12 protein-coding genes are annotated in these 13,150 nt (G+C 61.6%); all 12 read left to right on the top strand.

The window, feature by feature from the left end; genetic code table 11:
• Positions 1-49 precede the first annotated feature (49 nt).
• The gene (gene nuoG / locus BUS12_RS33720; protein WP_074301866.1) at positions 50-2,383 is read left to right on the top strand and encodes an NADH-quinone oxidoreductase subunit NuoG; all 2,334 of its coding nucleotides are present in this window, start codon (positions 50-52) and stop codon (positions 2,381-2,383) included.
• On the top strand, positions 2,384-3,442 hold the full coding sequence (nuoH, locus tag BUS12_RS33715; RefSeq protein WP_074301865.1) for an NADH-quinone oxidoreductase subunit NuoH: 1,059 nt from the start codon (positions 2,384-2,386) through the stop codon (positions 3,440-3,442).
• Positions 3,443-3,457: 15 nt separating this feature from the next.
• Entirely contained in the window at positions 3,458-3,946 is a 489-nt protein-coding gene (gene nuoI / locus BUS12_RS33710; protein WP_074301864.1) for an NADH-quinone oxidoreductase subunit NuoI, read from the top strand.
• Positions 3,947-4,090: 144 nt separating this feature from the next.
• Positions 4,091-4,792, top strand: a complete 702-nt coding sequence (locus BUS12_RS33705) for an NADH-quinone oxidoreductase subunit J (protein ID WP_074301863.1) — start codon at positions 4,091-4,093, stop codon at positions 4,790-4,792.
• Positions 4,793-4,812: 20 nt separating this feature from the next.
• Entirely contained in the window at positions 4,813-5,118 is a 306-nt protein-coding gene (nuoK, locus tag BUS12_RS33700) for an NADH-quinone oxidoreductase subunit NuoK (RefSeq protein WP_013339863.1), read from the top strand.
• 11 nt (positions 5,119-5,129) lie between these two features.
• Entirely contained in the window at positions 5,130-7,217 is a 2,088-nt protein-coding gene (gene nuoL / locus BUS12_RS33695; protein ID WP_074302702.1) for an NADH-quinone oxidoreductase subunit L, read from the top strand.
• Between the two features lie 24 nt (positions 7,218-7,241).
• Positions 7,242-8,732: an NADH-quinone oxidoreductase subunit M gene (locus BUS12_RS33690; protein ID WP_074301862.1), complete on the top strand. Its 1,491-nt coding sequence runs from the start codon at positions 7,242-7,244 to the stop codon at positions 8,730-8,732.
• Between the two features lie 25 nt (positions 8,733-8,757).
• Positions 8,758-10,230 (top strand): NADH-quinone oxidoreductase subunit NuoN, encoded by a 1,473-nt coding sequence (gene nuoN, locus BUS12_RS33685; RefSeq protein WP_074301861.1) that lies wholly within the window; start codon positions 8,758-8,760, stop codon positions 10,228-10,230.
• Complete coding sequence (locus BUS12_RS33680; protein WP_074301860.1) at positions 10,230-10,526, top strand: DUF2818 family protein; 297 nt, start codon at positions 10,230-10,232, stop codon at positions 10,524-10,526. The genes nuoN and BUS12_RS33680 overlap by 1 nt, the downstream gene beginning before the upstream one ends.
• A 41-nt stretch (positions 10,527-10,567) precedes the next feature.
• A complete protein-coding gene (locus tag BUS12_RS33675) occupies positions 10,568-11,158 on the top strand; it encodes an NUDIX domain-containing protein (RefSeq protein ID WP_074301859.1) in 591 nt (196 codons plus the stop codon).
• Positions 11,159-11,476: 318 nt separating this feature from the next.
• On the top strand, positions 11,477-11,902 hold the full coding sequence (locus BUS12_RS33670) for a DUF1178 family protein (RefSeq protein ID WP_074301858.1): 426 nt from the start codon (positions 11,477-11,479) through the stop codon (positions 11,900-11,902).
• Between the two features lie 49 nt (positions 11,903-11,951).
• Positions 11,952-13,148: an acyl-CoA dehydrogenase family protein gene (locus BUS12_RS33665; RefSeq protein WP_074301857.1), complete on the top strand. Its 1,197-nt coding sequence runs from the start codon at positions 11,952-11,954 to the stop codon at positions 13,146-13,148.
• Positions 13,149-13,150: the final 2 nt, after the last annotated feature.

Below are 13,150 nucleotides of genomic sequence, written 5' to 3'. Positions count from 1 at the left end.
TGAACGGGCGAACGATTGAGCGGTAACAGGTTAAGGAAGATTGACCATCATGGTTGAACTTGAAATAGACGGCAAGAAAGTAGAGGTGCCTGAAGGCAGCATGGTGATCCAGGCTGCGCATAAGGTCGACACGTACATTCCTCACTTCTGCTATCACAAGAAGCTGTCGATTGCGGCCAACTGCCGGATGTGCCTGGTCGACGTCGAAAAGATGCCGAAGGCCGTGCCCGCCTGTGCCACGCCGGTGTCGGCGGGCATGATCGTGCGCACCAAGTCCGACAAGGCCGTGCAGGGTCAGCAAGCCGTGATGGAATTCCTGCTGATCAACCACCCTCTCGACTGCCCGATCTGCGACCAGGGCGGCGAATGCCAGTTGCAGGATCTGGCGGTGGGCTACGGCAAGTCGTCCTCGCGCTATAGCGAAGAGAAGCGCGTGGTGTTCCACAAGAACGTCGGCCCGCTGATCTCGATGGAAGAAATGACGCGTTGCATTCACTGCACGCGTTGCGTCCGCTTCGGCCAGGAAATTGCCGGCGTGATGGAGCTGGGCATGCTGGGCCGCGGCGAGCATTCGGAAATCACCTCGTTCGTCGGCAAGACGGTCGACTCCGAACTGTCGGGCAACATGATCGATCTGTGCCCGGTCGGCGCGCTCACCAGCAAGCCGTTCCGCTACAGCGCCCGCACGTGGGAACTGTCGCGCCGCAAGTCGGTGAGCCCGCACGATTCCGTCGGCGCAAATCTGGTGGTGCAGGTCAAGAACAACCGCGTGATGCGCGTGCTGCCGTTCGAGAACGAAGCCATCAACGAATGCTGGATCTCGGACAAGGACCGCTTCTCGTACGAAGGCCTGAACAGCCCGGAACGCCTCACGCAGCCGATGCTGAAGCAAGGCGGCAAGTGGGTCGAAACCGACTGGCAGACAGCGCTCGACTACGTCGTGAAGGGCCTGAAGGGCATCAAGGACGACCATGGCGCAGACGCGCTGGCCGCTCTCGGCAGCGCCCACAGCACCGTCGAAGAACTGTTCCTGCTGAAGCAACTCGCGCAAGCAGTCGGCACGCCTAACGTCGACTTCCGCCTGCGTCAGGCGGATTTCTCGGCACCGGTCAACGGTACGCCTTGGCTTGGCGCGAAGGTTGCCGACCTGTCGAACGTCGACGCGGCGTTCATCATCGGCTCGGACCTGCGCCGCGATCACCCGCTGCTGGCCGCGCGTCTGCGCCAGGCCGCCAAGGGCGGCGCGCAACTGACGCTCGTGCAAGCCACCAACGACAACGCGCTGATCCCGGAAGCAAAACGCGTGGTGGCCGCGCCGTCCGCATGGCTCGGCGAACTCGCCGGTGTCGCCGCTGCGGTCTCCGAAGCGCGCGGTGCGGCTTTGCCGGAAGTCTTCGCCGGCACGCAGCCGAGCGATGCGCACAAGCAAGTGGCAGCGTCGCTCGCAGCGGGCGAACTGCGCCTCGTGCTGCTCGGCAACGCCGCAGTGCGTCACCCGGACTTTGCCCGTATTCACGCCGCGGCCCAATGGATCGCGGACACCACCGGCGCCACGCTCGGCTTCCTCACGGAAGCGGCGAACACGGTGGGTGCTCACCTCGTCGGCGCGCTGCCGGGCGCAGGCGGTCTGAACGCTCGCGAAGTGTTCGAACAGCCGCGCAAGGGTTACGTGCTGCTCAACGTCGAGCCGGAGTTCGACACGGCCAACCCGGCGCAAGCCCTGGCCGCGTTGAACCAGGCTGAAATGGTGGTGGTGCTGTCGCCGTTCCAGACCGGCGCCGAATACGCCGACGTGCTGCTGCCGATCGCGCCGTTCACGGAAACGGCCGGCACCTTCGTCAGCGCGGAAGGCACGGTGCAGACCTTCAACGGCGTAGTGCGTCCGCTGGGCGACACGCGTCCGGCATGGAAGGTGTTGCGCGTGCTGGGCAGCCTGCTCGGCCTGCCGGGCTTCGAATTCGATACTTCGGAAGAAGTGCGCAAGGCCGCGCTCGGCGACGGCGACCTGAGCGCGCGTCTGTCGAACAAGACCGGCGTCGCAGTGGCACGCGGTACGGCAGCCAAAGCGGCCGACGGCGCGTTCGAGCGCATTGCCGATGTGCCGATCTACCACGCCGACCCGCTGGTGCGCCGCGCGGAATCGCTGCATCTGACGGCGGCTGCACGGGTGGCGAACACCGTCGGCCTGCCGGCTGCGCTGTTCGACAAGCTGGGTCTGAAAGACGGCGACGCGGTGCGCGTGCGCCAGGGTGAGCGCTCGGTCCAGTTGCCGGCCGTGCGCGATGCAAATCTTGCGGAGACAGTCGTCCGCGTATCGGCGGCCACGCCTGCCGGTGCAGCGCTGGGCAGCCTGTTCGGTGAACTGCTGGTGGAGAAGGCGTAAATGTTCGAATCGATCAACTCGGGCGGCACTCAACTTCTCGGTGCGGCATGGCCCACGGTGTGGGCACTGGTGCGCATCCTGGTGGTAGCCGTCGTGATCCTGCTGTGCGTGGCTTACCTGATCCTCTGGGAACGTAAGCTGATCGGCTGGATGCACGTGCGTCTCGGTCCGAACCGCGTCGGTCCTGCCGGTTTGCTGCAGCCGATCGCCGACGTGCTCAAGCTCCTGCTCAAGGAAGTGATTCAACCGGCGCAAGCCAGCCGCTGGATCTACCTGATCGCGCCGATCATGGTGGTGGTGCCGGCCTTCGCGGTCTGGGCGGTGATTCCGTTCCAGGCGGGCGCGGTGCTCGGCGACATCAACGCGGGCCTGCTGTACGCCATGGCGATTTCGTCGATCGGTGTGTACGGCGTGATTCTGGCCGGCTGGGCGTCGAACTCGAAGTACGCGTTCCTCGGCGCCATGCGCGCCGCGGCGCAGATGGTCTCGTACGAAATCTCGATGGGCTTCGCGCTCGTCGTGGTGCTGATGACCTCGGGCAGCCTGAACCTGTCGGATATCGTGACCTCGCAAGAGCGCGGCATCTTCGCCGGCTACGGCCTGACCTTTCTGTCGTGGAACTGGCTGCCGCTGCTGCCGATGTTCGTGGTGTACTTCATCTCGGGCATCGCCGAAACGAACCGCCACCCGTTCGACGTGGTGGAAGGGGAGTCGGAAATCGTCGCGGGTCACATGATCGATTACTCGGGTATGGCGTTCGCGCTGTTCTTCCTCGCCGAGTACATCAACATGATCGTGATCTCGGCGCTCGCCTCCACGCTGTTCCTCGGCGGCTGGAGCGCACCGTTCGGCTTCCTGTCGTTTATTCCGGGCATTTTCTGGCTGGTGCTGAAAGTGTTCTTGTTGTTGTCGGTGTTCATCTGGGCGCGTGCCACGTTCCCGCGCTACCGCTATGACCAGATCATGCGTCTGGGCTGGAAGGTGTTTATTCCGGTCAGCGTGGTGTGGCTGGTGGTGGTCGGCTTCTGGATCATGTCGCCGTTGAACATCTGGAAATAAAGGGCGGATGAACCTATGACCGCAATCCAAAACTTCTTCAAGACCTTCTTCCTGACGGAGTTGCTCAAGGGCCTCGCGCTGACCGGACGGTATACGTTCCAGCGCAAGATCACGGTGCAGTTTCCGGAAGAGAAGACCCCGATTTCGCCGCGTTTCCGCGGCCTGCACGCGCTGCGCCGCTATGAAAACGGCGAAGAGCGCTGCATTGCCTGCAAGCTGTGCGAAGCCGTGTGCCCGGCACTGGCCATCACGATCGAATCCGAAACGCGCGCGGACAACACCCGTCGCACGACGCGTTACGACATCGATCTGACCAAGTGCATTTTCTGCGGTTTCTGCGAAGAAAGCTGCCCCGTCGATTCGATCGTCGAGACGCACATTCTCGAATATCACGGCGAAAAGCGCGGCGACCTGTATTTCACGAAGGAAATGCTGCTGGCCGTGGGCGATCGCTACGAAACGGAGATCGCTGCAAACAAGGCAGCGGATGCGCCGTATCGTTGAGACGCGGGTTGAAGCGCTTTTGTTTGACGTATCACGTTGTACCGGCCTGCAGTCAGGCCGTAGGCTGCTGCTTCACCGCTGTAGCGTGGCACGCTTGTGCCAAAGAACAATGCCTGACGATGGCCTAACGATGAACCGGTAATCATGGAATTCACGACCGTACTGTTCTACATCTTTGCTCTGCTGCTGGTGGTGTCAGGGCTGAAGGTGATCACCTCCCGAAACCCGGTGGCGTCCGCGCTGTTCCTGGTGCTCGCGTTCTTCAACGCGGCCGCCATCTGGATGCTGCTGCAGGCCGAGTTCCTCGCGATCCTGCTGGTGCTGGTCTACGTCGGCGCGGTGATGGTGCTGTTCCTGTTCGTGGTGATGATGCTGGACATCAACATCGACGTGCTGCGACGCGACTTCAAACGCTTCGTGCCGATGGCCACGATCGTCGGCGCGATCATCGTGATCGAAACCGCGCTGATCCTGTGGCACGGCTTCGGCGCGACGCTCACGCCGCTGCGCGACACCACGGTGGCGACGGGTAGTGCCATGGCGGGCTGGTCGAATACGCGCGTGATCGGTAAAGTGATCTACACGGACTACATCTTCGCCTTCGAAGTGGCGGGTCTGGTGCTGCTGGTGGCGATCATCGCCGCCATCGCGCTGACCACGCGCCACGCGAAGGACAGCAAGCGCCAGAACGTGAGCGATCAGGTGAAAGTGCGCGCGCAAGACCGCGTGCGCGTTGTGAAGATGCCTTCGGAAAAGACCGCGGCTACGATCGCGGCGGAAGAAGCAGCAGCGGTTGCTGCAGCGGCGGCCGCCGCTGCGGATCCGGCCACTGCTAAAAATAGCTGAGAGGAGACAGGAGAGAAATTATGCTGACCCTTGCTCATTACCTTGTGCTCGGCGCGATCCTGTTTGCGATCAGCGTTGTGGGCATTTTCCTGAACCGCCGCAACGTCATCATTATCCTGATGGCGATCGAGCTGATGCTGCTGGCGGTGAACACCAATTTCGTCGCGTTCTCGCACTATCTCGGCGACGTCCATGGCCAGATCTTCGTCTTCTTCGTGCTGACGGTTGCAGCAGCGGAAGCGGCAATCGGGCTGGCGATTCTGGTGACCCTGTTCCGTAGTCTCGACACGATCAATGTCGAGGATCTCGATCAGCTCAAAGGTTAATGGGGCAAGACATGTCAAGCACACTCAACGAAAACCTGTTGCTGGCGGTACCGCTTGCACCGCTGGCCGGCTCTCTGATTGCCGGGCTGTTCGGCAAGGCGGTCGGGCGCGCAGGCGCCCATACGGTCACGATCCTCGGCGTCGCGATTTCCTTCATTCTTTCGGCCATCGTCTTCTTCGACGTGATGAACGGCGCGAGCTTCAACGCGACGATCTACGAATGGATGTCGGTCGGCAAGCTGAAATTCGAAATCGGCTTCCTCGTCGACTCGCTCACGGCCATGATGATGTGCGTTGTGACCTTCGTGTCGCTGATGGTGCACATCTACACGATCGGCTACATGGCCGACGACGACGGCTACCAGCGCTTCTTCTCGTACATCGCGCTGTTCACGTTCTCGATGCTGATGCTCGTGATGAGCAACAACCTGCTGCAGCTGTTCTTCGGCTGGGAAGCGGTGGGTCTGGTGTCGTACCTGCTGATCGGCTTCTACTTCACTCGCGAAAGCGCGATCTACGCGAACATGAAGGCGTTCATCGTGAACCGCGTGGGCGACTTCGGCTTCCTGCTCGGTATCGGCCTGCTGCTGGCGTTTGCCGGCTCGCTGAACTACGGCGACGTGTTCGCGAAGAGCCACGAGCTCGCCGCGCTGAACTTCCCGGGCACCAGCTGGGGCCTGCTGACGGTGGCCTGTATTTGCCTCTTTATCGGCGCCATGGGTAAGTCGGCGCAGTTCCCGCTGCATGTCTGGTTGCCGGATTCGATGGAAGGCCCGACGCCGATCTCCGCACTGATCCACGCGGCCACCATGGTGACGGCCGGTATCTTCATGGTCACACGTATGTCGCCGCTGTTCGAACTGTCGGATACGGCGTTGTCGTTCGTGACCATCATCGGTGCGATTACCGCGCTGTTTATGGGTTTCCTCGGGATTGTCCAGAACGACATCAAGCGGGTGGTGGCGTATTCCACGCTGTCGCAGCTCGGTTACATGACGGTGGCGCTGGGCGTGTCGGCTTATCCGGTCGCCATGTTCCACCTGATGACGCACGCGTTCTTCAAGGCGCTGCTGTTCCTCGGCGCGGGTTCGGTGATCATCGGCATGCACCACGATCAGGACATGCGCAACATGGGCGGCCTGCGCAAGTACATGCCGATCACGTGGATCACGTCGCTGATCGGTTCGCTGGCGCTGATCGGTACGCCGTTCTTCTCGGGCTTCTACTCGAAAGACTCGATCATCGACGCAGTGAAGCTGTCGCACCTGCCGGGTTCGGGTTTCGCGTACTTCGCGGTGGTGGCGAGCGTGTTCGTCACGGCGCTGTATTCGTTCCGCATGTACTTCCTGGTGTTCCACGGCGAGGAGCGCTTCCGCAAGCCGAAGCATCCGGAATCGCCGATGGCGATCGAAGCCGCGGCGCAAGCCGCGCACGGTCACGCGCACGACGACCATGGTCACGGCCACGATGCACACGGTCATGACGATCACGGCCACGCGCACGAGCCGCATGAAAGCCCGTGGGTGGTGTGGCTGCCGCTGGTGCTGCTGGCGATTCCGTCGGTCGTCATCGGCGCGATCGCGGTCGGCCCGCTGCTGTTCGGCGACTTCTTCGCGCATGGTGTGGTGTTCGACAAGGTGATCTACATCGGTGCGAACCACCCGGCCGTGTCCGAAATGGCCGAAGAATTCCAGGGTTGGGCGCTGATGGGCCTGCACTCGGTGTCGGGCGTGCCGGTCTGGCTGGCGCTGGCTGGTGTCGTCGTCTCGTGGTTCCTGTACCTGAAGCGTCCGGACCTGCCGCCGGTGATCCGCCGTGCGTTCGGCCCGATCTACACGCTGCTGGACAACAAGTACTACCTCGACAAGATCAACGAGGTCGTGTTCGCACGCGGTGCGGTCGCGATCGGCCGCGGTCTGTGGAAGGAAGGCGACGTGGTGGTCATCGACGGGATCGTCAATGGCAGCGCGCGCTTTATCGGCTGGTTTGCCGGCGTGATCCGCTTCCTCCAGTCGGGCTACATCTACCACTACGCGTTTGCCATGATCATCGGCATGCTGGGGCTCCTGACCCTGTTTGTAACGCTTGGCGGCAAATAAGAGAAGGCGAGGGGACACCACACAATGCACACGTATCCGATTTTAAGTATCGCGATCTGGCTGCCGGTTCTGTTCGGCCTCCTGGTCCTTGCTATCGGTTCTGACAAGAATCCGGGTCCGGCGCGCTGGCTGGCGCTGGTTGGTTCGGTTCTCAGCTTCATCGTCACGATTCCGTTGTTCACCAGCTTCGACTCGAGCACGGCGGATCTGCAGTTTGTTGAAAATGTGCGTTGGATTGAGCGCTTCAATATCTCGTATCACCTCGGGGTCGACGGCATCTCGATGTGGTTCGTGGTGTTGACGGCGCTGATCACGGTGATCGTGGTGATTGCCGGATGGCAGGTCATTACGAAGAACGTGGCCCAGTATTTCGCCTCTTTCCTGATCCTCTCCGGCATCATGGTCGGCGTGTTCAGCGCAGCGGACGGGATGCTGTTTTACGTGTTCTTCGAAGCGACGCTGATCCCGATGTACATCATCATCGGCGTATGGGGTGGACCGAACCGCGTATATGCGGCGTTCAAGTTCTTCCTGTACACGCTGATGGGTTCGCTGCTGATGCTGGTCGCGCTGCTCTATCTGTACACGCAGACGGGCTCCTTCGACCTGGCGGTCTGGCAGACCACGAAGATCGGCATGACGCCGCAGGTGTTGCTCTTTATAGCGTTCTTCCTCGCGTTCGCGGTGAAGGTGCCGATGTGGCCGGTCCACACCTGGTTGCCTGACGCCCACGTGGAAGCGCCGACCGGCGGCTCGGTGGTGCTGGCGGCGATCATGCTGAAGCTCGGTGCGTACGGTTTCCTGCGCTTCTCGCTGCCGGTCACGCCGGACGCGAGCCATTTCCTGGCACCGGTCGTCATCACGCTGTCGCTGATCGCTGTCATCTATATCGGTCTGGTTGCGATGGTGCAGGCCGACATGAAGAAGCTGGTCGCGTATTCGTCGATCGCGCACATGGGTTTTGTGACGCTCGGCTTCTTCATCTTCAACCAGCTCGGCGCGGAAGGTGCGATCGTGCAGATGATCTCGCACGGTTTCGTTTCGGGCGCCATGTTCCTGTGTATCGGCGTGCTGTACGACCGTATGCACTCGCGCCAGATCGCCGATTACGGCGGCGTCGTCAACACGATGCCGAAGTTCGCGGCGCTGGTGATGCTGTTTGCGATGGCCAACTGCGGCCTGCCGGGCACCTCCGGGTTCGTCGGCGAATTTATGGTGATTCTGGCTGCGGTCCAGTACAACTTCTGGATTGCAGGCGGCGCCGCGGTCACGCTGATTCTTGGCGCGGCCTACACGCTGTGGATGTACAAGCGCGTGTATTTTGGCGCGGTAGCAAACGACCACGTGAAGAAACTGCTCGACATCAACAATCGCGAGTTCTTCATGCTGATCGTGCTGGCCGCATTGACGTTGTTCATGGGCCTGTATCCGAAGCCCTTTACCGATGTGATGCACGTATCCGTGGAAAACCTCCTCTCCCACGTTGCGCAATCGAAACTGCCGTTGCCACAGTAACGCAGAGCGGAGGAATTAAAAGACCATGCAAAACGCACCTATGACTGCCCTGGCGCCCGACGCCCTGTTGATGCTCGCTGTGGTTGTGGCGTGGCTCAACGACACGTTCCTCGGCCAGGCTGGTCGACGCACCACGTATCTGATCGCGCTGCTCTCGACGCTGGTTGCCGGCGTCTGGTTCGCCGTGAACGCGTTCGACCCGCAAGCGCATTACTTCTTCGGGCACATGTACGTGGTCGACGCCTTCGGCAGCATGATGAAGGCGGTGGTGTCGCTCGGTTACGCCGTGTCGATTGTCTACTCGCGCAAGTATCTGGAAGATCGCGACCTGTTCCGCGGCGACTTCTTCCTGCTCGGGATGTTCTCGCTGCTCGGCCAGCTGGTGATGATTTCCGGCAACAACTTCCTGACGCTGTACCTCGGTCTGGAACTGATGTCGCTGTCGCTGTATGCGGTGATCGCACTGCGTCGCGATGTCGCCCAGTCGAACGAAGCCGCCATGAAGTACTACGTGCTAGGTGCACTGGCGTCCGGTTTCCTGCTGTACGGCATTTCGATGCTCTACGGCGCAACCGGCTCGCTGGACCTGAACGAAGTGTTCAAGGCCGTGGCCTCGGGTCGTATCAACGACGTCGTGCTGCTGTTCGGCGTGATCTTCATCGTCGCGGGCGTGGCCTTCAAGATGGGCGCGGTGCCGTTCCACATGTGGGTGCCTGACGTGTACCAGGGCGCGCCGACCGCGATGACGCTGCTTACGGGCGGCGGCCCGAAGGTTGCGGCGTTCGCATGGGGCCTGCGCTTCCTCGTGATGGGCTTGCTGCCGCTGGCGGTCGACTGGCAGGAGATGCTGGTGATCTTCGCGGCGCTGTCGCTGATCGTCGGCAACATCACCGGTATCGTGCAACGCAACGTCAAGCGGATGCTCGCTTATTCGGCGATCTCCAACATGGGTTTCGTGCTGCTCGGTCTGGTCTCCGGCGTGGTTGACGGCAAGACCAGCATGGCGGCGAGCGCCTACGGTTCGGCCATGTTCTACAGCATCGTCTACCTGATCACGACGCTCGGCACGTTCGGCATCGTCATGCTGCTGGCCCGCCGCGATTTCGAAGCCGAGACGCTCGACGACTTCAAGGGCCTGAATCAACGCAGCCCGGTGTTTGCGTTCGTCATGATGATCATGATGTTCTCGCTCGCAGGCGTTCCGCCGGCGGTCGGTTTCTACGCCAAGCTCGCGGTGCTGCAAGCCACCATGAACGCCGGTCTCACGTGGCTGGCCGTGCTGGCGGTGATCACCTCGCTGTTCGGCGCGTTCTACTACCTGCGTATCGTCAAGCTGATGTACTTCGACGAACCGCTCGACACCAATCCGATCAAGGCGGACGTGTGCAACCGTGCGCTGCTGGCGTTCAACGGCGTGGCCGTGCTGGTGCTCGGCCTGGTGCCGGGACATCTGTTGACGGCTTGCCTGCAGGCAATCACCCATACGCTCACGCTCTGATGTCCGCTGCTGGCTGGTTTATTGTGTTGTTGGCGCTAGCTGGCGCCAACCTGCCGTTCCTGAATCAACGCCTCTTCGCCGTCATGCCGCTCAAGGCGGTGAAGAAGAGCGTCTGGCTGCGGATCGCCGAGCTGATTGCGCTGTATTTCGTGGTGGGCGCATTCGGCTTCATGCTTGAGGCTCGCGCGGGTAACCGCTTCGAGCAAGGTTGGCAGTTCTACGCGATCACCTTCAGTCTGTTTCTGGTGTTCGCGTTTCCCGGTTTCACCTTCCAGTATCTCGTCAAACGGCGCTGACGGCTCGAGCCGTCGCGCACCACGCTGTCCTGAGGTTGCACATGGCTGAACTTCCCGATCACGACGCGGCGCTCACCGAGACCTGCCTCGAAAGCAAAACGCTCCACCAGGGCCCGTTCCTGACGCTCAAGTGCGATACCGTGCGCCTGCCGGACGGCAAGAGCGCGACGCGCGAGTACGTCAAGCATCCGGGCGCCGTGATGGTGATCCCGCTGTTCGACGACGGCCGCGTGTTGCTCGAATGCCAGTACCGCTATCCGATCGGCAAGGTGATGTACGAGTATCCGGCCGGCAAGCTCGATGCGAACGAAGACCCGCTCGTCTGCGCGAAGCGCGAACTGCACGAAGAGACCGGTTATACGGCGCGCGAATACGTCTACCTGACGCGTATCCATCCGATCATTTCCTACTCGACCGAATTCATCGACATCTACCTCGCGCGCGGCCTGACCGCCGGCGAGCGCAAGCTCGACGAAGGCGAGTTCCTCGAACTGTTCACGGCAACCGTTCCCGAGGTGTCGGAGTGGGTGCGCACCGGCAAGATCTCTGACGTGAAGACCATCATCGGCACGTTCTGGCTGGAGAAGGTGTTGTCCGGTACGTGGCCGAGCGCCGAGCCCGAACCGAGCTGATACGGCTCAATGCGTGGCACAGTGCATAGATAGCGTGCCACCTCATGACAACGAACCCGCAACGGCAGCCCATTCGGCTGCCGTTGTCGTTGATAGGGATGTCTTGGCCTCAACGAGGCGCTTCGCGGCCCGGTGGGGCTCTTTATGACGCTTCGGCGGGTATCGGCGCGCCGGGTTAGAATCGCGCACGCACGCTCGATTGTTCCTGGTCACGGAAATGTGCCCATGCGCGTGCCAAAGTCGCCCCAAGCAAAATTACGAACGACCGTTCACAAATTTCCATTTTGCGCTAAACTCATACGCAAGCCCTGATTCCACATGAAGGTCCTCGATTTACAGTGCCCGCACGGCCATCGGTTCGAAGGCTGGTTCGCTTCCGCCGAAGAATTTGAGTCGCAGTTGTCCCGCAAGCTGGTCGAATGTCCGGTTTGCAGCGCGACCGAAGTGAGCCGTTTGCCGTCGGCGCCCCGGCTGAATCTGTCCGGCGCGACCGAGGCGCAAGCCCCTGCGGGCGCCGGTGAGATGCAGGCGCGCGTCATGCGCGCGCTGCGCGAGGTACTGGAAAAGACTGAGAACGTGGGTGACCGCTTCGCCGAGGAAGCACGGCGCATTCACTACAACGAAGCGCCTGCACGCAACATTCGCGGTGTCACCACACCCGAAGATGCGAAAGCCTTGGTCGAAGAAGGCATTGAAGTGATGCCGTTGCCGATCCCGGCCGCTCTGAAGGAACCGCTGCAATAGCGCAGCGGCTCACTGGCGGCGGGGCAGCCGCGGCCAGGAGACACTGCGCATGAATCTGGATTATTCCCCCGCTGACGACGCGTTCCGCGCCGATATCCGCGCCTGGCTCGAAGCGAATTTGCCTCGCGAGCTGAGCGACAAAGTCCTCAATCACAAACGTCTGAATCGCGAAGACTTCGCGAACTGGCACAAGCTGCTCGGCACGCGCGGCTGGTCGGTGATCGCCTGGCCCACCGAATACGGCGGCCCGGGCTGGAACGCCACGCAACGGCACATCTGGGACGAAGAATGCGCGCGCGTCGGTGCGCCTTCGGTGTTGCCGTTCGGCGTGTCGATGGTCGCACCCGTGCTGATGAAATACGGCAACGAAGCGCAGAAACGCCACTACTTGCCGCGCATTCTGGACGGCACGGACTGGTGGTGCCAAGGCTATTCGGAACCGGGCTCGGGCTCGGATCTGGCATCGCTGCGCACGCGCGCCGAGCGGGTGGGCGATCACTACGTCGTCAACGGCCAGAAGACCTGGACGACGCTCGGCCAGTACGCCGACATGATGTTCTGTCTCGTGCGTACCGACAGCGGTGCGAAAAAGCAGGAGGGTATCTCGTTCCTGCTGATCGACATGAAGACGCCGGGCATCACCGTGCGCCCAATCATCACGCTCGACGAAGATCACGAAGTCAACGAAGTGTTCTTCGAGGACGTGAAGGTGCCGGTGGAGAATCGGGTCGGCGAGGAAAATCGCGGCTGGACTTACGCCAAGTATCTGCTCGGCCACGAACGTACGGGTATTGCGCGCGTCGGGCAGTCGAAGCGCGAACTCGTGTTCCTGAAGCGCCTTGCGCTCGAACAGAAGAAGCACGGCAAGCCCTTGCTGCACGACCCGGTTTTCGCCGCGAAGGTCGCGAGCCTCGAAATCGAATTGATGGCGCTTGAAGTGACGGTGCAGCGCGTGGTGGCCAACGAGACGGGCGGACGCGGGCCGGGACCGGAAGCGTCGATGCTGAAGATCAAGGGCACCGAAGTTCAGCAAGGCTTGACCGAACTGATGGTCGAAGCGATTGGTCCGATGGCGGCACCGTTCGACGTGCCGTTCCTCGAAGGCGAACGCGCCCACAGCATTGCAGGCGACGATGACGCCGCGCCGCTGGCCGCGTACTACTTCAACTTCCGTAAGACGTCGATCTACGGCGGCTCGAACGAAATTCAAAAGAACATCATCGCGCAGATGATTCTCGGACTCTGAGG

It is taken from the genome of Paraburkholderia phenazinium (assembly GCF_900142845.1).
Taxonomy (GTDB): Bacteria; Pseudomonadota; Gammaproteobacteria; order Burkholderiales; family Burkholderiaceae; genus Paraburkholderia; species Paraburkholderia phenazinium_A.
The sequence above is the reverse complement of the archived record's forward strand: the minus strand, read 5'-3'. Positions and strand labels throughout refer to the sequence as shown.

Excerpts from the sequence above, each read along its gene's own strand:
- nuoG (WP_074301866.1), top strand. The coding sequence starts at position 50 with ATGGTTGAACTTGAAATAGACGGCAAGAAAGTAGAGGTGCCTGAAGGC.
- nuoH (WP_074301865.1), top strand. The coding sequence starts at position 2,384 with ATGTTCGAATCGATCAACTCGGGCGGCACTCAACTTCTCGGTGCGGCA.
- nuoI (WP_074301864.1), top strand. The coding sequence starts at position 3,458 with ATGACCGCAATCCAAAACTTCTTCAAGACCTTCTTCCTGACGGAGTTG.
- BUS12_RS33705 (WP_074301863.1), top strand. The coding sequence starts at position 4,091 with ATGGAATTCACGACCGTACTGTTCTACATCTTTGCTCTGCTGCTGGTG.
- nuoK (WP_013339863.1), top strand. The coding sequence starts at position 4,813 with ATGCTGACCCTTGCTCATTACCTTGTGCTCGGCGCGATCCTGTTTGCG.
- nuoL (WP_074302702.1), top strand. The coding sequence starts at position 5,130 with ATGTCAAGCACACTCAACGAAAACCTGTTGCTGGCGGTACCGCTTGCA.
- BUS12_RS33690 (WP_074301862.1), top strand. The coding sequence starts at position 7,242 with ATGCACACGTATCCGATTTTAAGTATCGCGATCTGGCTGCCGGTTCTG.
- nuoN (WP_074301861.1), top strand. The coding sequence starts at position 8,758 with ATGCAAAACGCACCTATGACTGCCCTGGCGCCCGACGCCCTGTTGATG.
- BUS12_RS33680 (WP_074301860.1), top strand. The coding sequence starts at position 10,230 with ATGTCCGCTGCTGGCTGGTTTATTGTGTTGTTGGCGCTAGCTGGCGCC.
- BUS12_RS33675 (WP_074301859.1), top strand. The coding sequence starts at position 10,568 with ATGGCTGAACTTCCCGATCACGACGCGGCGCTCACCGAGACCTGCCTC.
- BUS12_RS33670 (WP_074301858.1), top strand. The coding sequence starts at position 11,477 with ATGAAGGTCCTCGATTTACAGTGCCCGCACGGCCATCGGTTCGAAGGC.
- BUS12_RS33665 (WP_074301857.1), top strand. The coding sequence starts at position 11,952 with ATGAATCTGGATTATTCCCCCGCTGACGACGCGTTCCGCGCCGATATC.